This window comes from Mesorhizobium sp. M0306 (genome assembly GCF_040321655.1).
In the GTDB taxonomy this organism is placed as follows: domain Bacteria; phylum Pseudomonadota; class Alphaproteobacteria; order Rhizobiales; family Rhizobiaceae; genus Mesorhizobium.
On record NZ_JAMYRY010000007.1, the window covers coordinates 203,435 to 220,640 of the forward strand.

At 62.4% G+C, this 17,206-nt stretch carries 18 protein-coding genes; 10 read left to right on the plus strand and 8 right to left on the minus strand.

Going from position 1 to position 17,206, the window contains the following annotated elements; translation table 11 throughout:
* Positions 1-8: 8 nt before the first annotated feature.
* Positions 9-983, minus strand: coding sequence for a WD40 repeat domain-containing protein (locus NKI95_RS13700; RefSeq protein WP_352717318.1), 975 nt, complete (start codon positions 981-983; stop codon positions 9-11).
* Positions 984-1,136: 153 nt separating this feature from the next.
* Positions 1,137-2,192, minus strand: coding sequence for a CobW family GTP-binding protein (locus NKI95_RS13705; protein ID WP_352717319.1), 1,056 nt, complete (start codon positions 2,190-2,192; stop codon positions 1,137-1,139).
* A gap of 200 nt (positions 2,193-2,392) precedes the next feature.
* Here NKI95_RS13705 and NKI95_RS13710 point away from each other — a divergent pair, with 200 nt between their 5' ends.
* On the plus strand, positions 2,393-3,115 hold the full coding sequence (locus tag NKI95_RS13710; protein WP_352717320.1) for an intradiol ring-cleavage dioxygenase: 723 nt from the start codon (positions 2,393-2,395) through the stop codon (positions 3,113-3,115).
* Positions 3,116-3,318: 203 nt separating this feature from the next.
* Complete coding sequence (locus tag NKI95_RS13715; protein ID WP_352717321.1) at positions 3,319-3,801, plus strand: MarR family winged helix-turn-helix transcriptional regulator; 483 nt, start codon at positions 3,319-3,321, stop codon at positions 3,799-3,801.
* 2 nt (positions 3,802-3,803) lie between these two features.
* On the opposite strand, the gene NKI95_RS13720 is transcribed toward NKI95_RS13715, so the two are convergent.
* Entirely contained in the window at positions 3,804-4,676 is an 873-nt protein-coding gene (locus NKI95_RS13720) for an AraC family transcriptional regulator (RefSeq protein ID WP_352717378.1), read from the minus strand.
* Positions 4,677-4,727: 51 nt separating this feature from the next.
* Between NKI95_RS13720 and NKI95_RS13725 the strand changes: the two genes are divergently transcribed.
* The 5 genes from NKI95_RS13725 to NKI95_RS13745 all read left to right on the plus strand — a co-directional run bounded on the left by NKI95_RS13725 (position 4,728) and on the right by NKI95_RS13745 (position 8,821).
* Positions 4,728-5,135, plus strand: coding sequence for a DUF2000 family protein (locus NKI95_RS13725; protein ID WP_352717323.1), 408 nt, complete (start codon positions 4,728-4,730; stop codon positions 5,133-5,135).
* Between the two features lie 187 nt (positions 5,136-5,322).
* Positions 5,323-6,207, plus strand: a complete 885-nt coding sequence (locus NKI95_RS13730; RefSeq protein WP_352717324.1) for a DMT family transporter — start codon at positions 5,323-5,325, stop codon at positions 6,205-6,207.
* A 68-nt stretch (positions 6,208-6,275) separates the two neighbouring features.
* Complete coding sequence (locus tag NKI95_RS13735) at positions 6,276-7,298, plus strand: LacI family DNA-binding transcriptional regulator (protein ID WP_292658373.1); 1,023 nt, start codon at positions 6,276-6,278, stop codon at positions 7,296-7,298.
* The gene (locus NKI95_RS13740; protein ID WP_352717325.1) at positions 7,295-8,275 is read left to right on the plus strand and encodes a 2-hydroxyacid dehydrogenase; all 981 of its coding nucleotides are present in this window, start codon (positions 7,295-7,297) and stop codon (positions 8,273-8,275) included. The genes NKI95_RS13735 and NKI95_RS13740 overlap by 4 nt, the downstream gene beginning before the upstream one ends.
* Positions 8,276-8,425: 150 nt before the next feature.
* The gene (locus NKI95_RS13745; RefSeq protein WP_352717327.1) at positions 8,426-8,821 is read left to right on the plus strand and encodes a hypothetical protein; all 396 of its coding nucleotides are present in this window, start codon (positions 8,426-8,428) and stop codon (positions 8,819-8,821) included.
* Positions 8,822-8,835: 14 nt separating this feature from the next.
* On the opposite strand, the gene NKI95_RS13750 is transcribed toward NKI95_RS13745, so the two are convergent.
* Positions 8,836-9,609, minus strand: coding sequence for a gamma-glutamyl-gamma-aminobutyrate hydrolase family protein (locus NKI95_RS13750; protein WP_352480083.1), 774 nt, complete (start codon positions 9,607-9,609; stop codon positions 8,836-8,838).
* A gap of 285 nt (positions 9,610-9,894) precedes the next feature.
* On the opposite strand from NKI95_RS13750, the gene NKI95_RS13755 reads away from it, so the two are divergent.
* Complete coding sequence (locus NKI95_RS13755) at positions 9,895-11,004, plus strand: TRAP transporter substrate-binding protein (protein ID WP_352492671.1); 1,110 nt, start codon at positions 9,895-9,897, stop codon at positions 11,002-11,004.
* 390 nt (positions 11,005-11,394) lie between these two features.
* Here NKI95_RS13755 and NKI95_RS13760 read toward each other — a convergent pair whose 3' ends face one another.
* From NKI95_RS13760 to NKI95_RS13775, 4 genes are all read right to left on the minus strand, one after another.
* The gene (locus NKI95_RS13760) at positions 11,395-12,420 is read right to left on the minus strand and encodes a zinc-dependent alcohol dehydrogenase family protein (RefSeq protein WP_352717328.1); all 1,026 of its coding nucleotides are present in this window, start codon (positions 12,418-12,420) and stop codon (positions 11,395-11,397) included.
* A gap of 16 nt (positions 12,421-12,436) precedes the next feature.
* The gene (locus NKI95_RS13765; protein ID WP_352717379.1) at positions 12,437-14,215 is read right to left on the minus strand and encodes a TRAP transporter large permease; all 1,779 of its coding nucleotides are present in this window, start codon (positions 14,213-14,215) and stop codon (positions 12,437-12,439) included.
* On the minus strand, positions 14,215-14,799 hold the full coding sequence (locus tag NKI95_RS13770; RefSeq protein ID WP_352717329.1) for a TRAP transporter small permease subunit: 585 nt from the start codon (positions 14,797-14,799) through the stop codon (positions 14,215-14,217). The genes NKI95_RS13765 and NKI95_RS13770 overlap by 1 nt, the downstream gene beginning before the upstream one ends.
* A 205-nt stretch (positions 14,800-15,004) precedes the next feature.
* Positions 15,005-15,910 (minus strand): branched-chain amino acid ABC transporter permease, encoded by a 906-nt coding sequence (locus NKI95_RS13775; RefSeq protein ID WP_352717331.1) that lies wholly within the window; start codon positions 15,908-15,910, stop codon positions 15,005-15,007.
* A 141-nt stretch (positions 15,911-16,051) separates the two neighbouring features.
* Between NKI95_RS13775 and NKI95_RS13780 the strand changes: the two genes are divergently transcribed.
* Together NKI95_RS13780 and NKI95_RS13785 are read left to right on the plus strand one after the other, a co-directional pair.
* Positions 16,052-16,660 (plus strand): CGNR zinc finger domain-containing protein, encoded by a 609-nt coding sequence (locus NKI95_RS13780; protein ID WP_352717332.1) that lies wholly within the window; start codon positions 16,052-16,054, stop codon positions 16,658-16,660.
* Complete coding sequence (locus NKI95_RS13785; protein WP_352717333.1) at positions 16,653-17,183, plus strand: hypothetical protein; 531 nt, start codon at positions 16,653-16,655, stop codon at positions 17,181-17,183. The genes NKI95_RS13780 and NKI95_RS13785 overlap by 8 nt, the downstream gene beginning before the upstream one ends.
* The last annotated feature ends 23 nt before the right edge of the window (positions 17,184-17,206 follow it).

Below are 17,206 nucleotides of genomic sequence, written 5' to 3' on the forward strand. Positions count from 1 at the left end.
GTAACAGGCTACGCCGAAATATCGATGACGCCGCAGTCGCCCGTGGCGCTGCCGAAGGCGACGCGTCGCTCTTCCTTGTCCCACATCATCGAGGTGACGGCGCCCTTGCCCGGCCGGCGCAACAGCACTTCCCTGGCGTCCGCGAAGCGCACCGCCATCACCATGCCGTCATCATAGCCGATGGCAACGACGTCCTGGCTCGGGTGACAGGCGACGGAGGTGACCATCGCATTGCCGCGCGTGCCGAGTTCCAGCGGCGCCTTGCCCATCGGCCCGTCCTTGCCGGAAAACGGCCAGACGATCGCTGCCGGCGCGCCGGAACTCGCCAGCCATTTGCCCTTGGCGCTCCACGACAGGCTTTTGACCTTGCCGGGGTAGCCGGACATCCGCATGTGCTTGCCGTCGGCGAGCTTCCAGCCATGCAGCGCGTTTTCCTGCATGGTGGTGACGACGAAGCCGCCGTCCGGCGAGAAGGTGATGCCGGTGTGGGCGCCGGCCCATTCGAGCTCGACCGGCTTGCCGTCGGCAGCCGGGAAATGCAGCGTCGCGCCATTGTAGCGGGCAACGCCGAAGCGCATGCCCTTGGGCGAGAAGGCAAGCCCCTCGACCGAGCGCGGATGCGAGAATTCCCTGGCTTTGCCATCGGCAAAGCGCACATGGGCAATCTTGCCCGAAGCATAGGCAACAGCGCCTTGCGGCCCGGCGGCGACGCTGGTTATCCATTTTTTGCCTGCGGTCGCCAATTCCGCTGTATTGCCGCCTGCAGTCACGGCAAAGATCCTGCCGTCCTCACCACCGGTGATCAGCCGGTCGTTTACCGCATCATGGAAGGCGGCGAGCATTCCGTCATTGGCCTGCACCGTCTTGTGGCCGTGGTCGAGCCGATGGATTGTGCCGTCAGCCAGCGCAAAATGCGGCACGTCGCCGAGGAATACGGCGGCGAGGCAGTGGCCTTCGAGATCGAGCGGGGCGACTGTCGGCATGAGAGATCATTCCGTTTGAGATTTCTGCTGCCTCACCCTTAAGGGGTTGAGCTGCGGGTCTCAACCCGTGCTTCGGATCGTCGTGAGGATAGACCGCCAGCGTTGCGGACTACCCCTTCTCCCACAAGGGAGAAGGAAGAAAGGGCAGCTAAATCAAGCGGCCTGGCAGGCCTCGAAGCTTGTCTTCAGCCGCTCGGCGTCGAGTTCGCGACCGATGAACACCAGGCGGCTCTCGTGCTTCTCGCCGTCCTTCCAGGCGCGCTGGTGGTCGCCTTCGATGATCATGTGCACGCCCTGGATGACATAGCGCTCGTCATCGCCTTTCAGCGCAATGATCCCTTTCAGCCGCAGGACGTTAGGGCCTTCCATCTGGGTGACCTTCTCGATCCACGGGAAGAACTTTTTCGGGTCCATCTCGCCGCCGCGCAGCGACACCGACTGCACGGTCACGTCATGGATGTCGGAAGGGTGCGCATGATGATGATGCCCGTCATGATCGTGGCCGTCGTGATCATGGGGATGGTGGTCATGATCATGATGGTCGTGATCGTCATGCGCCTCAAGGAAGTGCGGATCATTCTCCAGCGCCCGGGACAGGTCGAACGCACCGCGATCGAGCACCTCGGACAGCGCCACGCCGGCGCGTGTGGTGCGATGGATGCGTGCCGCCGGGTTGATGGCGCGGATCGTCGCCTCCACCTTGCTGAGCTCTTCCGGCGTAACCAGGTCGGTCTTGTTGAGCACGACGACATCGGCAAAGGCGATCTGGTCCTCGGCCTCGCGGGAATCCTTGAGGCGCAGCGGCAGGTGCTTGGCGTCGACCAGCGCCACCACCGCATCGAGCCTGGTCTTGGAACGCACGTCGTCGTCCATGAAGAAGGTTTGTGCTACCGGCACGGGATCGGCGAGGCCGGTGGTCTCGACGACGATGGCGTCGAAGCGGCCGGGCCTGCGCATCAGGCCTTCGACGACGCGGATCAGGTCGCCGCGCACGGTGCAGCAGACGCAGCCATTGTTCATCTCGTAGATTTCCTCGTCGGATTCCACGATCAGCTCGTTGTCGATGCCGATCTCGCCGAATTCATTGACGATGACGGCGTAGCGCTTGCCGTGGTTTTCCGAAAGGATGCGGTTGAGCAGTGTCGTCTTGCCGGCGCCGAGATAGCCGGTGAGGACGGTTACTGGGATCTGCGTCTGTGCGTCGCTCATATTGTGCCTCGAATAGGGATTGTCGGCTCCATATAGGACGTGTGCTCGGCTTTTGCACGAGGCAAACCGGTGGGCCAAAGAGAGGCCGGTATTGCCGAACTTTCCTCACATTGCCGAACTTTCATTGGCGCGGGCTGGCGGTAGGGCCTAGATAGGCCGAGGATCATTTACGGGGGCTGTTCGCACTGAAGAGGCGCCAGATGTCCGACAAGTCCTTGCCACTAAGCCGTCGGCAGGCGCTCGGTCTCGTTGCGGTCACCGCTGGCGGCATATTCCTGCCCGCCGGCGCGAGGGCCGGGCAGGTTTCGCCCTATGCCGGGCTTGCATTGTTCGAAGCCGGTGCCGGCGTCTGCGCCATCACGCCCGAGGTCACCGAAGGGCCGTTCTATTTCGACCCAAAGCTCGAACGCGCCAATATCAACGAGGGCAAGAAGGGCATCGCCCTCAATGTGCGGCTGCAAATCGTCGACGCCGCCTGCCGGCCGCTTCCCGGCGCTCGCGTCGATGTTTGGCATTGCGACGCCCAGGGCGCCTATTCCGGCTATCCCGGACAGGGCGACGGTCAGGATGTCGACACGTCCGGCCAGAGCTTTCTCCGGGGCTGGCAGAGAACCGATGAAAGCGGCATTGCTTCTTTCGCCACCATCTATCCCGGCTGGTATCGCGGCCGCACCACTCACATCCACTTCAAGATCTTTCCCGACGACCGCTCGGTGATGACCGGCCAGATGTTTTTCCCCGACAGCCTCAGCGAGCAGATATTCGCCACCGTCGCGCCCTATAACGACCGTCCCGGCAAACGCGACACATCGAACGCGCGGGATGGCATTGCGCGGCAGGCCGGGCCGCTGTCGCAGGCAGCGCTGCGAGAAATGGCGGACGCCTATCAGGCCTTGATGGTGGTCGCGGTGAAGGCCGGTTGAGAACGCCTCGTCACGTCCCCATCCAGCCATTGCGGAAAGTCGTTTGTCATCTAACTGAAATAAACATCTGGCATTAGCCACGGCGAATACCGCGATGCTTGCCGGCAAAGCTATTTTTCGAGCCGGAATGTTTTCGATCGTCATTGCCAACCGGCGGCATGCTTTTATGCAGTCCGCACCGGTTCGGCCGAGGAGGGATGAGCATGGCCAAGGCGGACAAGACTGCAACAATGAGCCGGCTGCATTCAGCGGCGCGGCTGGCGCGCACGGCGCTCGCCGCCCGGCTTCTGGCGCATGGTTTCTATGCCGGCCAGGACCAGATCATGCTGGCGCTCGACCGCGACGACGGGCAGACGCCCGGCAACCTTGCCGGCCGCCTCGGCGTGCGTCCGCCGACCATCACCAAGACCATCAACCGGCTGCAGGCGCAGGGTTTTCTGGAAAAGCGGGCCTCGTCCGCCGATGCCCGCCAGGCGCATATTTTCCTCACCGACACCGGCCGCGAAATCATCTACGCCATCGAGAAATCGGTGAAGAAGACCGAAAAGCAGGCATTGAAGGGTCTCGACAAGAAGGATCAGAAAGCGCTGTTCAAGCTGCTTGCGCGTGTCGAGGCGAACCTGTCGAACGGCGAAATGGTGCTCCCGGATGACGAACTGGATATCGAGGACAAAATCCTTGAATAAGGTCACGCGTTCGCCGCTGACGGCCGTCGCGTCAGTGCCGACCAGCGTCCCGGCGTGACGCCGAACGCCTTCTTGAAATGTCGATTGAAATGGCTTTGGTCGCTGAAGCCGGCCGCGATGGCGATCTCTGCCAACGGTTCGTTGGCTTCGATCATACGGCGGGCTCGCTGAAGCCGGCGCATCAACAAGAACCGGTGCGGGCTGGTCGAGAAAGTGGCGCGGAAATGCCGCGACAGGGCATAACGGTCCAACCCGGTGATCGCCTCCAATTCATCCGAACGTACAATCCGCGCGACATTTTCCTCGAGATAGTCACGCGCCAGGCTGGCGGCGCGCCACGCAGTTTTCGCTACCGGTTTCGCCGGTTGACCGGCGTGCCGGGCCAGGCTTTGAATAAGCTGCGCCATGAAATCGACGACAAACAGCTCGTCCAGTTCCTGATCCAGCGGCCCGAGCGCCGAAAGTAGCGTCGCGCGGAGATCGCGGTCTGTCACCACGGCATTCCCGACGAATGGCAGTGATCCGCCGCCGAGACAATCGAGCATCAGGGACGGCTCCAAATACAGCATTCTGTATCGCAAGCCGTCTTCGGTGCCAGCACCGCCATCGTGCAGTTCGTCGGGATGAAGGATAATGATCTGGCCAGGCAAGCTCTGATGCGTTTCGCCGCGATAGCGGAAGCGCTGCACGCCATAAAGCGTCACCCCAATCGCATAGGTGTCGTGGCGATGGAGATCGAAGGCATTGCCCTGGAACCGGGCCTCGATGCGTTCCATGCCGGCAGCACGGGGTGCCGGTACGATGCAGTTCTCGGCTGCTTCCACGCACAAACGTCCAAGACCCTGAAAGGCTTCCCGGTCTAGATCGTGCGCCATTGCTTCACTCGCAGCCTCGGATTGGCCCCCTTTCGGATTGGAAACTGTCGCATGTTCGATACGAAATTTGCAATCGTGCTCAAGGATGATCTTCCCGTCTGGCAAAAGCTCAACGTCACCGCCTTTCTGACCAGCGGCATCGTCGCGCAGTTTCCCGACATTATCGGCGACCCCTACCGTGATCGCGCCGGCACTATCTACAACCCGCTATCGATCCAGCCGGTCATCGTGCTTTCGGCGGACGGCCAGACGCTCGGCGCGATCCAGCGGCGGGCGCTGGAGCGTAGTGTGACGGTCTCGCTCTATGTCGAAGAAATGTTTTCGACTGGGTATGATCTGGCCAACCGTGCCGTCTTTGCCGAATTTGCGCCGGAGGATGCCAAGGTGGTCGGCATCGCGCTTCGCGCCGAAAAGAAGCTCGTCGACAAGATCACCAAGGGTGCCCGCATGCACACCTGACTCTTCGGCCACCAGGGACAAAAACTGAGCCTGGTCGGCGGCTGTCGTTGTACCAGCCTGTTTTGGCTTGCCGGCAGGCGACAATTGCCGCATTGGTGAAGGACTGCCTTGCTTCCCGTCCGGCCTGAAATTGAATACTCCCCCAAGACATGACGAAAGCGCGACGTCGCCGGCGGCGATCCTGTGCATGATTTCCGTCTACGTGTTTTTCACCTTTCTCGACACCAGCAGCAAATACCTTGTCCTGGCCGGCGTCTCGGCGCTGATCGTCGCCTGGACCCGCTTCGCGGTCCATGTCCTGATCGTCGGCGTCTTTCTGCGCGGATGGCGTGAGCCGCTGCGCTTTCGTCCCGCCAACCTGCCGGCGCACATCACGCGCGGTCTCCTCCTGTTCGGATCGACGATATGCAACATTCTGGCGCTGCGGACGCTGCAGCTGGCGGAAACCACCTCGATCTACTTCTTCGGCCCGATGGTGATCACCGCGCTTGCCGGTCCGTTGCTAGGGGAATGGGCCGGCTGGCGGCGTTGGCTGGCGATCATGAGCGGCTTTGTCGGCGTCCTCATCATTACCCGGCCGGGCATCGGGGTTGTTGGCGTCGGCCATCTCTTTGCGCTCGGCTCGATGCTATCGAACAGTTTTTACGTCATCATGACGCGCCGCATGTCCGCGACGGAAACCTCGGAAAGCCTGATCCTGTTTTCGGCGTTGGCGCCGGCCGTGCTGCTGCTGCCGACACTGCCGTTTTCGCTTTCGCTGCCGCAGGATGGCTGGCACTGGTTCATATTGCTGATGCTTGGCGTTTTCGGCGCCCTTGGCCATTGGCTTCTTGTGCAGGCCTATCGCCTTGCCACCACCACGGCTCTGGCCCCCTATCCATATTCGCAGATGATCTGGATGATCGTCTCCGGCTTGATCGTCTTCAACCAGTTTCCCGATCGCTGGACGCTGGCCGGTGCCACAGTCATCGTCGCCAGCGGCCTCTACATCGTCCACCGCGAGCACCGGCTTCGCTTGCTCAACCGCGCGACGCTGGACGCGGAGGCGGAAGCGCTGGCAAAAAAACTTTGATTTGCTCGGGATCGATGGCATAAGAGCCGGCCTTTAAACAGTTTAAATTGCTTCAGGAGCGCAGGGCGCTGGCACAGAAGATCAAGCTTTCGACCATCGCGGATGCGCTCGGCGTGTCCACGGCCACGGTCTCGCTGGCCTTGCGCGACAGCCCGCTGGTCGCCGGCGGCACCCGCGACCGCATCAAGGAACATGCCCGCGCCATCGGCTATATCTACAACCGCCGCGCCGCCAGCCTGCGCACCTCGCGCTCGGGCATAGTCGGCGTCGTCGTCCACGACATCATGAACCCGTTCTTTGCCGAAATATTGCGTTCGATCGAGAGCGAGCTCGACCGCAGCCGGCAAACGTTCATCCTGTCGAACCACTACGACCAACTCGAGAAACAACGCACCTTCATCGACACGCTTCTGCAGCTGGGCGCCGACGGCGTCATCATGTCGCCGGCCATCGGCACGCCGCCCGAAGACATAATCATGGCCGAGGAGAACGGTCTCCCGGCAGTGCTGATTGCACGCACCGTCGAAGGTGCCGACGTGCCGGTGTTTCGCGGCGACGATGCCTATGGCACCGGGCTTGCCACCAATCATCTGATCTCGCTTGGCCACAAGCGCATTGCCATGATCGGCGGCACCGACCAGACCTCGACCGGCCGCGATCGCTATCAGGGATATGTCAACGCTATGGAGTCGGCAGGGCTTGAGGTCAGGCCATCCTGGCGCATCGCCGGCCCGCGCACCAAGCAGGCGGGCTTCGAGGCTGCCGGGCAGTTCCTTGCGCTAAAGGACAGGCCGACCGCGGCCTGCTGCTGGAACGACCTCGTCGCCATCGGCCTGATGAACGGCATTGCGCGCGCCGGTCTGGTGCCGGGCATCGACATCTCCGTTACCGGCTATGACGACCTCGAGGAGGCGGCGATCGCGACGCCAGCGCTAACCACGGTCTGGAACGGCCAGCGCGAGGTTGGCCGCCGCGCCGCCAGCGCGCTGCTCGACAAACTCAACGGACAGACGGTGCGGCCGTCGCAGGAACTGATCAAGCCGGAACTGCATGTGCGCCAGTCGACCGGCAAACCGGTGGAACGTGCATGACAAAAACCGAACAGCAAGCTGTCGCCATTCTGGTGCCGGGCCAGTTCAACGATCATGCGGTCGGCCGCATCGACGGGGCGTTCAGCCGCGTCCGGACCGAACGCGCCGATCCGTCGCTGGTCACCGACGAGATGCGCCGTACGGTGCGCGGCATAGCCGCCTTTGGCGGCATAAGCGCCGCGTTGATGGACGCGCTGCCAAAGCTCGAGATTATCGCCAATTTCGGCGTCGGCTATGATTCTGTCGATGTCCGCCACGCCGCACAGCGCGGCATCATGGTCACCAACACACCGGATGTGCTGACCGAAGAGGTCGCCGATACGGCGCTCGGCCTGTTGATCAATACCGTCCGCGAACTGCCGCGCGCCGAAGTCTGGCTGCGCGACGGAAGTTGGCTGCGCAACGGCAATTATCCGCTGAGCCGGCTGACTTTGCGCGGTCGCCATATCGGCATCTTCGGCATGGGCCGCATCGGCCTCGCCATTGCCCGCCGGCTCGATGCTTTCGGGCTGTCCATTGCCTATCACAACCGGCGCCGCGTCGAAGGCCTGTCCTATGACTATCACCCGACGCTGAAAGGTCTCGCCGAGGCGGTCGACACGCTGATCTCGGTGGCGCCCGGCGGGGCTTCGACGGAAAAGGCAGTCAATGCCGAAATCCTCTCGGCCCTTGGGCCGAACGGCGTTTTCGTCAACATCGGCCGGGGCAGCACGGTCGACGAATCAGCCCTTGCCGCCGCACTTGCCAGCGGCAGCATCGCCGCTGCCGGGCTAGACGTCTTTGCCGACGAGCCGAATGTGCCAGCGGCGTTGCTTGCCGCGCCCAACACCTCGCTTTTGCCGCATGTTGGCTCCGCCTCGCAGCACACCCGCCGCGCCATGGCGGACCTGTGCGTCGACAATCTGGTTTCCTGGTTTTCGCAAGGAAAGCCGCTGACGCCGGTCCCCGAGACCGCAAACGTCAAGGCGAGGCCGTGACCGCCATATTTGTTAACTTCAGCTTAACCCTTCGGAATCATTCTGCTTCCTTCGCTAGTGTACGTCCGCTTGACAGCACATGACAGCAAGATGAAGCGCGCCTCCTGATCTCTTCGAACGCGGCGCGCTTGAAATGCGCGGAGAAACAGGATGAAAACGCTTCCTGCATTGATGGCGGTTGCTGTGCTGTTCGGCAGCGTCCAGCTGTTTTACGCCGGTAGCGGTCAAAGCCGCGCAGCCAGTGAGTCAACACCTTCGTCCGGCAACTACAGGCTAGTAGCCAATGGCGACGAGGCCTCTTGTGCAGTCAGCCGCGGCGCCGAGATTTCGCAAGGCTTGTCGCTGTTGACGGTTGCCGCAAATTGCCGCCGGGTGTTGCCCGGTGTCGAGCAGGCGAAGTTCTGGCGAGAGCAGGATGACGGTACGGTCACCTTCAGCGCTAACGGCACCGATCCGATCGTCATGTTCTCAGTCGCCGACGGCGATGGTTACGAATCCTACGCGCCGGCGCTGCCGCTGCTGACGCTCGCGTCGGCCGGCAACTAGCGAGCGCGGCAAGACTATTCTGCCGCGGCGCGCGCGCCCGATTTCGCCGCCTGATGCAGGCGCACCGCATCGCCGAATGCGCGAAATATCTTTACCGAGATGCTGTCCGATTTGACCCAGTATTCGGGATGCCACTGGACGCCGACGGCGAAAGCCCGTGCATCGCGCACCGAAACCGCCTCGACAGTGCCGTCGGCGGCGACCGCTTCGACCTGCAGCTTTGGGCCAAGCCGGTCGACCGCCTGGCGATGCACCGAATTGACCATGATGTCGCCGGCGCCGAAGACCCCGGCCAGGCAGCTGCCGGGTTTTATCGACACGCTCTGGCGGATGGCGAAGCGTTCGTCCTGATTGTCGCTTGCCGGCGCACGATGGTCGAGCGAACCGGCGCGTTCCTGGATTTCGGTGGCCAGCGTGCCACCCAGCGCCACATTCATCTCCTGGATGCCGCGGCAGATGGCGAGCAGCGGTACTCCGCGCTCCACCGCCCGGCGGATCAGCGGCAGCGTGGTGGCGTCTCGGGCGGGGTCGTAGGGACCATTGGCTTCGCTGGCGTCACCGCCATAGAGCGAGGGATGAACGTTGGACTTCGAACCGGTGACCATGACGCCATCGACGGCGGAAAGCAGTTCATCGAAGTCGAGCCGGTCGCCGAAGGACGGTACCAGCAGCGGGAACACGCCTGCACCCGAAAGCGCCGCTTCAAGATATTGCTGCGGCGCGGCATGCCAGGTGTAATTGTCGAACTGGCGGACGTCGGTCGATATGGCGACGAGCGGCTGGTGCATTTGGTCCGGATTCCATCGGGTGCAGTAAATTGTCCTGCATGCAAAATAGGCGATCCGAAGGCGCATTTCCATGGCAAGTTTCGGCGTGTCGCGTAGGCCAGTTAATCGACCTTAGACTATAGTTGCAAGATCTGCCCCAACGCCGTGAATTTCCCCGAAATGCGCCACTCAAACCGGGCTGCCGCGCTGGACTCGACTCCTTGCCTGTGTATTGTCGGCTCGAAGCCGATCCGGGCGCCGAAGCGTCCCGAATGTCGGTCAGTGGATCCAAAAGGGAGGAACTTCATGGATCGTCGTTCGTTCATCCGCAAGGCCGGCACCGCCGGCGTTGGCGCCGCGGCCGCTGCCGCGACACTTGCCGCGCCGGCCATCGCCCAGTCCAATCCGAAAGTGACCTGGCGGCTGGCGTCGTCCTTCCCGAAGTCGCTCGATACGATCTATGGCGGTGCTGAAGTGTTTTCCAAGATGCTGTCGGAGGCGACCGACGGCAACTTCCAGGTTCAGGTCTTTGCCGCCGGCGAACTCGTTCCCGGCCTGCAGGCCGCCGATGCCACCACAGCCGGCACGGTCGAGGCCTGCCATACGGTGGCATACTATTACTGGGGTAAGGACCCGACCTGGGCGCTGGGAGCGGCGGTTCCGTTCTCACTCAACGCGCGCGGCATCAACGCTTGGCACTATCATGGCGGCGGTATCGATCTGTTCAACGAGTTCCTGGCGACGCAGGGTTTGTTCGGACTGCCGGGCGGCAATACCGGCGTGCAGATGGGCGGCTGGTTCCGCAAGGAGATCAAAACGGTCGCCGACCTTTCCGGCCTCAAGATGCGTATCGGTGGTTTTGCCGGCAAAGTGGTGCAAAGGCTCGGCGTGGTTCCGCAGCAGATCGCCGGTGGCGACATTTATCCGGCGCTGGAAAAAGGCACGATCGATGCCGCCGAATGGGTCGGCCCCTACGACGACGAGAAGCTCGGCTTCTACAAGGTTGCGCCCTATTACTACTATCCCGGCTGGTGGGAAGGTGGACCGACCGTCCACCTGATGTTCAACAAGGCGAAATACGACGAACTTTCGCCGGCCTACAAGTCGCTGGTGCATACTGCCGCTCAAGCGGCCGACGCCAACATGCTGCAGAAATACGACTACCTCAATCCGGCGGCGGTTAAGCGGCTGGTTGCCGGCGGGGCCAAGTTGAGCCCGTTCAGCCAAGAGATCATGGCCGCCTGTTTCGAAAAGGCCAACGAAGTCTATGCCGAGATGGAAGCCTCGAACGCGCCGTTCAAGAAGATCTGGGACTCGATCAAGGCGTTCCGCAAGGAGCATTATCTCTGGGCGCAGGTGGCCGAGTACAACTACGACACCTTCATGATGGTCCAGCAGCGCAACAGCAAGCTCTAGACATTCTGCGACGCCGAGTGGCTCCGCTCGGCGTCGCAGAAATGGACTAAAACAAAGCGGATGCCCGGTTTTATTGGCATTCCGCTCCAGGCCGGCGTTTGATCGTCCCTTGTCAAAGGACCCCGGGCCACGCCCCGCGGTCATTCCCCGTCAGCCTTCCGACGCTCTGACTTCCACCAATATCCCACCCGGCGCATGGCAATAGAACGTAATCGACGTGATGCGGCCGGGTATCAGCTGCTGGACCTCACCCGGTTGTTGGCCGGCGTCGGCATAGGTGGAGGGGTCGCCTTTCCCCGGCTTCATCAGCCCGGCTTTATCAGATTGAGGATGAAGCCATCGATGCGACGCAGAACCGCGAAGCCTGCCGGTGGCAACTGGCCCGATGGATCAGCCCTGAGGCACTACCAGGACTTTGACCTCGCCTGGCGCCGGCGGGTTGGCAATGATCGCCACCGCCTCGTCGAGGCTGACTTGTCGCGATATCAGCCGATCTACTTCGATCGCCCCCGAGGCGATAAGATCGGCGGCCCGGCGATGGGTAAAGGGGTTGAGGAAGGAGCCCAGGACCTTCAACTCGCGGAACAGCAGGTCGAACGGTTCGAACGCCGCTTTCATGCCTTGCGGCATCACGCCGACGACGACAATTGTGCCGCCCGCTTTGGCCAGCCGCATCGACTGCTCGACGGTGTCTTTCACGCCGGCGCATTCGAACACCACGTCGACGCCGCCCGGCATCAAACCCGACCGGCCGACGATCGCGTCGGTGACGTCGGAAGCACTGGGATCGACCGTCGCCGTTGCGCCCAGTTCCTCGGCGAGAGCCCGCCGCGAGGCCTGACGCGTCGACAGGATGATCGTCGTCGCACCGGCGAGCTTTGCCAGCTGAACGGTGAGCAGGCCGATCACGCCGCCGCCGAGTACCGCGACCGACGAGCCCGGTTTGATCGCGGCAAGGTCCACGCCATGCAGGCAGCAGCCGAGCGGCTCGCAGAACGCGCCATGCGTCGGCGCCAGATTGCCTGGCAAAACGAAGGCCTGTTTCTGCGGCAGGACAAGATATTCGGCAAAGCCGCCATCGCGATGGATACCGATGGCGCGCAAATTGCTGCAGAGATTGACCCGGCCGGTCTGGCAATGCGCGCACCGGCCGCAGGCGATGTTAGGATCGCCGGTAACGCGGTCGCCGACGGAAAAGCCGGATACGGCAGGTCCGATCGCCTCGACGATGCCGGAGAACTCATGCCCGAGCGTCACCGGCGGCGTGCACGGGAATTCACCATGGAAAAGATGCCGGTCGGTGCCGCAGACGCCGCACGCCTCGATCCGCACCAGCAGCTCGCCCGGCCCGGCGGTCGGTTTCTCGACCTCGCACACGGCGAGGCTCCCCACTCGCTCCAGTCGCACCGCCTTCATGGCTGCCGGGCCTTCTTCAATTGAAACTCGGTGGTTGCGACAGATCGATTGCCGGGGCCGCCGGTTTCGCGGGCGGTTTTTCGTCGAAGCTCGGCGGCTGCGACAAATCCGGTGTGGAAGGTGAGGCCGGGGCAGTGCCGCCGTTGGCCGGCGGCGTGCCAAGCGGCGACAAGCCGATGCCAGGCGTTTCCGGCACCTGGTAGTTGATGGTGCCCGGATCGACGACGGTGCCTTTATAGTGCATCACCATCTGCGGGAAGGCGATGGTCAGGCCGATCATGATCACCTGGATGCAGACGAACGGCACCGCGCCCCAATAGATCTGCCCTGTGGTGACCGGCGCGATCTGCTTGCCGCTGAGCCGGTCGAGATAGGGCACGCGCGCGGCGACCGAGCGCAGATAAAACAGAGCGAAGCCGAAGGGTGGATGCATGAAGGAGGTCTGCATGTTGACGCCTAAAAGCACGCCGAACCAGATCAGATCGATGCCGAGCTTGTCAGCCGCTGGCGCCAAAAGCGGCACGATGATGAAGGCAAGCTCGAAAAAGTCGAGGAAGAAGGCGAGCACGAAGACGAGGATGTTGACGCCAATCAGGAAACCGACTTCGCCGCCCGGCAGCGACGTCAATAGGTGCTCGACCCAGATGTGGCCATTGACGCCGTAGAAGGTCAGCGAGAACACCCGCGCGCCGATCAGGATGAACAGAACGAAGGACGACAGCCTGGTCGTCGAGGCCAGCGCCTGCTTGACCACGTCGAGCGACAGCCGCCCCTTCATCGCCGCCATTGCCAGCGCGCCGACGGCGCCCATGGCGCCGCCTTCCGTCGGCGTGGCGATGCCAAGGAAGATGGTGCCCAGCACCAGGAAGATCAGCGCCAGTGGCGGGATCAGCACGATGATCACCTGCTGTGCCAGTCTGGACATCAGGTTGATCTTCATGCGCTGGTCGACGATCGCCACGACATAGATGAAGATGACGCCAATACTGGCGCCGAAGATATCGGCGTTGCCGCCATGGTTCGGCGCAAGGTAGCGATACGCCGCATAGGAAACCACCACCGCCGCCAGCAGCGCCGCCAGCAGCGACAGCACGCCGTGGCCGAGCGTGCGGGCCTCCAGCGGCAGGGCCGGCATCGACTTCGGCCGGAAGATCGACATGAGCAGGATGTAGAGCATGTAGATGCCGGTCAAAATGAGCCCGGGGATCAGCGCTCCCTTGTACATATCGCCGACCGAGCGGCCGAGCTGGTCGGCCAGGACGATCAGCACCAGTGACGGCGGGATGATCTGGGCAAGCGTCCCGGACGCGGCAATGACGCCGGATGCCAGCCGGCGGTCGTAGCCGTAGCGCAGCATGATCGGCAGCGAAATCAGACCCATGGCGATGACGGAAGCTGCCACCACGCCGGTCGTCGCGGCCAGCAGCGCGCCGACGAAAATCACGGCATAGGCCAGGCCACCACGGATCGGTCCGAACAACTGGCCGATCGTGTCGAGCAGGTCTTCGGCCATGCCGGATCGTTCGAGCACGATGCCCATGAAGGTGAAGAACGGGATCGCCAGCAGCGTATCGTTCGACATCACCCGGCTGCCGTAGAAATTGTCCGGCAATGCGTGCAGCAACGGCCAGGCGAGATTGATCGAGCCGCCCGAATAGGGCGACAGCAGCACGCCGATGAAGAAGAACATCAGGCCGTTGGCGGCAAGCGAGAAGGCGACGGGATAGCCGATCAGCAGGAAGACGATCAGCGAGGCGAACATGATCGGCGCCATGTTCTGGGCGATGAACTCGATCACGAGCGCACCTCTTCGACGAGCGCCTTTGCTTCGAGTTCAGCCTGTTCATGCACCGATATGAATGGAGTGGGATCGTCCATATGACCGCGCATGATGGCGATTTTCTTGATGATTTCGGAAATGCCCTGCAGCGCGAGCAGAAAGAAGCCGACCAGCAGGATCGCCTTCGCCGGCCAGATGATCAGCCCGCCGGAATTGTTCGACATCTCGCCGCTGCGATACGACAGCGACACATAGGGAACGAAATAGACCACCATCAACGTCACGAACGGCATCAGGAAGAAGACGTGACCGAAAAGGTCAATCCAGTGCTGCACGCGGCGCGAGAACATGCCGTAGACGATATCGATGCGGATATGGTCGTTCTGCTTCAGCGTGTAGGCGGCGGCCAGCATGAAGGCGGCGCCGAACAGATACCATTGCAATTCCAGCCAGGCGTTCGAGGACATGTCGAACATCTTGCGGATGACAGCGTTGGCGGCGCTTACCAGGATTGCCAGCAGGATCAGCCACGAAACCCATTTGCCGATGAATTCGTTCAAACGGTCAATGGTTCTGGAAAGAGCGAGAAGCCCTGCCATGCATTCCTCCCTTGTGTCAGAGCACGCCGGTTCCCTGTCCGTCGCGTCGCTGTGGACCAACGGTATGCAGTGCGTGGTCCGGCGGGTCAACACGGGACAGCCCGCATAAACACAGTTGTGAGGTGACGGCCGGCAAAAATGCTGCTGCGTCCTTGGCATGTCCAGGGACATGCGGCGCTTTCACCCAAGCAAAGTCGGGTGCGGCTCAGGCGATCTTCTGTTGGTCGCGGCCGGCGCCGATCAGCACAAGCATGGCGACGAGGAACAGGTACATCCAGCCGTCCCGCCATTCGAGCGGAAAATAGCCGGCCCATAGCGATTCGGCCATGCCGAAGGCGGCTGCGCCCAGTGCCGCCCGCAGCGGCGAGAGATAGCCGCCCACTGCGGTCACGAACAGGATCTTCAACCCGTAGACCAACCCTGTGCCGAAGCTGATGTTTCCGTAGTAGAAGGCGGCGAGCACGCCAGCCAGTGCCGCGCAAAGGCCGCCGAAAAGCACCGCACGCCGAAACACCACGCGGACATCGACACCGCACATCGCAGCGGCCTTTGGATCGTCGGATACGGCACGCCAGCTTCGGCCGAAGCTGGAATGTGTGAACCCCCACGCAGCCAGCGCAATAGCCGCCAGCACGGCGGCGCAATCGAGCAATTGGATCAGCGTCAACGTCGCCTTGAAGCTGGCATTCTGCGCGAAGACGATGGTCTGGGCCAGCATTGGCGGCAACCATAGGTCATGGGTATCGGCGGCGATGCGGCTGGCTTCCGACAAGACCAGCAATATGCCGAGCGTCGTCACCACGATGGCGTTAGGCGAGCGGTCGGCCAGCGGTTCGAAGATGCTTCGCGACAGGACATGGCTGAGCAGCGCCGCATAAAGGAATGCCGCCGCTACGCCGAGCGCGACCGATGCAAACAGCGTCAGCCACAGGGCCTGATAGCCGAACGCCGCGGTGAGGATCATCGTATGCCCGCAAAAGGCGAACAGCGCGCCATAGGCAAGATTGGTGCGGTGCAGGATGCCGTTGGTCAGCACGTAGCCGAAGGCAAGCAATGCATAGAGCGCGCCCGAATGCAGCCCGTTCAGAACCTGCTGGAAGAAATAGAGCATGCAAGACCCTCGATGCATGCCCCGCAATCGGGGCAGAGGTTTGGGACGAACGACATTCTCAATACGGCGATCGCCTCAGTGAGGAGCGTTGCACCCGGAATCTAACTTGTCAAACGCGATTTATCGGTTAGATTTCGCCGTATGACAGTATCCTGGACTCCGCACCGCTTCACCGGTGGCATGCTTGCGCTCGACACGGCGAACACCGTCGTTTTGCGGAACGATCCGGAGAAAACCTTCGACCGTTTCGACGATCCGGCCGAGATCGCCCGCTTTGCAGAAGCGGCGAGCGGCTTTCGCGCCGCCGAGCTCGGCGGCAGGCGGCTCGTTGCGCCGGCGCCTGAAAAAATCGCACCGGTGGTGCTGTCGATTCGCGAGACGACCGATCGGCTGTTTCGCGGCGCGGTGTCGAAAGATGCGATCGCGACCGGCGATATGCCAAAATTCCTGGAAGCCTGCGCCGATGGCCTCGCCCATAGCCGCACCGAAATCGGCACGCCTGGAAAACCGTTCGGTGATCCGGCGACGCCGATTGCCTTCGAGGCGGCGCTCGCGGTCTCGGCGCTGTCGCTGCTGCGCGGCGACACAATCGCCAAGCTGCGGATATGTCCCAACTGCAGCTGGCTGTTTGTCGATAAAAGCCGCAATTCCAGCCGCCTCTGGTGCGACATGGCGGTGTGCGGCAACCGACAGAAGGCAAACCGATACTATCGCCGCCGGACCGCGGCCAGGGAGGTCACCAATGTCTAAAAGATTCTCGCGCGCGATGATTGTCGTCGCGGCGTTGTTCGCGGCGGCCGCGCTCGGCGCCTGCCGTGATTCCGGCAAGGACCAGCTGTTCGCCATTTCCGGGAAGCTGTTCGAGTTCAATTACCGGCTGGGTATCGCCACCTATGTCATCACCCTCAATCCGCTGCGGCCGGTGGGTGAGGGGCAGGTCGCTGTGGTCTCCTTCCAGAACCCGGCCGGTGGTGATCCGATCATCGTCACCCAGAAAATATGGCCGAAGCTGCCGCATGTGACGCTCACCAGTCCGCCACTCACTTGTGTCGTCAAGGACAAGCCCTATGCGGTGTCGATCCGCATCGAGGATTCCAGCGGCAAGTTGCTGCAGAGTTTCGAGACCACTCTGACGTCCTCGCTCGACCAGTCGGTCTTGCCCGACCGGCCTCTGGTGGTCGGGCCAGTCTACGAGCTCAACAAGGACTTGGCCGGCCATGTCGACGGCAAGCTGCCCGGCGAACCGAAGCCCAGTTGCCCAAAGGCTGCATGATGCGACACCAGCGGCACCGACCG

Excerpts from the sequence above, each read along its gene's own strand:
- NKI95_RS13700 (WP_352717318.1), bottom strand. The coding sequence starts at position 983 with ATGCCGACAGTCGCCCCGCTCGATCTCGAAGGCCACTGCCTCGCCGCC.
- NKI95_RS13705 (WP_352717319.1), bottom strand. The coding sequence starts at position 2,192 with ATGAGCGACGCACAGACGCAGATCCCAGTAACCGTCCTCACCGGCTAT.
- NKI95_RS13710 (WP_352717320.1), top strand. The coding sequence starts at position 2,393 with ATGTCCGACAAGTCCTTGCCACTAAGCCGTCGGCAGGCGCTCGGTCTC.
- NKI95_RS13715 (WP_352717321.1), top strand. The coding sequence starts at position 3,319 with ATGGCCAAGGCGGACAAGACTGCAACAATGAGCCGGCTGCATTCAGCG.
- NKI95_RS13720 (WP_352717378.1), bottom strand. The coding sequence starts at position 4,676 with ATGGCGCACGATCTAGACCGGGAAGCCTTTCAGGGTCTTGGACGTTTG.
- NKI95_RS13725 (WP_352717323.1), top strand. The coding sequence starts at position 4,728 with ATGTTCGATACGAAATTTGCAATCGTGCTCAAGGATGATCTTCCCGTC.
- NKI95_RS13730 (WP_352717324.1), top strand. The coding sequence starts at position 5,323 with ATGATTTCCGTCTACGTGTTTTTCACCTTTCTCGACACCAGCAGCAAA.
- NKI95_RS13740 (WP_352717325.1), top strand. The coding sequence starts at position 7,295 with ATGACAAAAACCGAACAGCAAGCTGTCGCCATTCTGGTGCCGGGCCAG.
- NKI95_RS13745 (WP_352717327.1), top strand. The coding sequence starts at position 8,426 with ATGAAAACGCTTCCTGCATTGATGGCGGTTGCTGTGCTGTTCGGCAGC.
- NKI95_RS13750 (WP_352480083.1), bottom strand. The coding sequence starts at position 9,609 with ATGCACCAGCCGCTCGTCGCCATATCGACCGACGTCCGCCAGTTCGAC.
- NKI95_RS13755 (WP_352492671.1), top strand. The coding sequence starts at position 9,895 with ATGGATCGTCGTTCGTTCATCCGCAAGGCCGGCACCGCCGGCGTTGGC.
- NKI95_RS13760 (WP_352717328.1), bottom strand. The coding sequence starts at position 12,420 with ATGAAGGCGGTGCGACTGGAGCGAGTGGGGAGCCTCGCCGTGTGCGAG.
- NKI95_RS13770 (WP_352717329.1), bottom strand. The coding sequence starts at position 14,799 with ATGGCAGGGCTTCTCGCTCTTTCCAGAACCATTGACCGTTTGAACGAA.
- NKI95_RS13775 (WP_352717331.1), bottom strand. The coding sequence starts at position 15,910 with ATGCTCTATTTCTTCCAGCAGGTTCTGAACGGGCTGCATTCGGGCGCG.
- NKI95_RS13780 (WP_352717332.1), top strand. The coding sequence starts at position 16,052 with ATGACAGTATCCTGGACTCCGCACCGCTTCACCGGTGGCATGCTTGCG.
- NKI95_RS13785 (WP_352717333.1), top strand. The coding sequence starts at position 16,653 with ATGTCTAAAAGATTCTCGCGCGCGATGATTGTCGTCGCGGCGTTGTTC.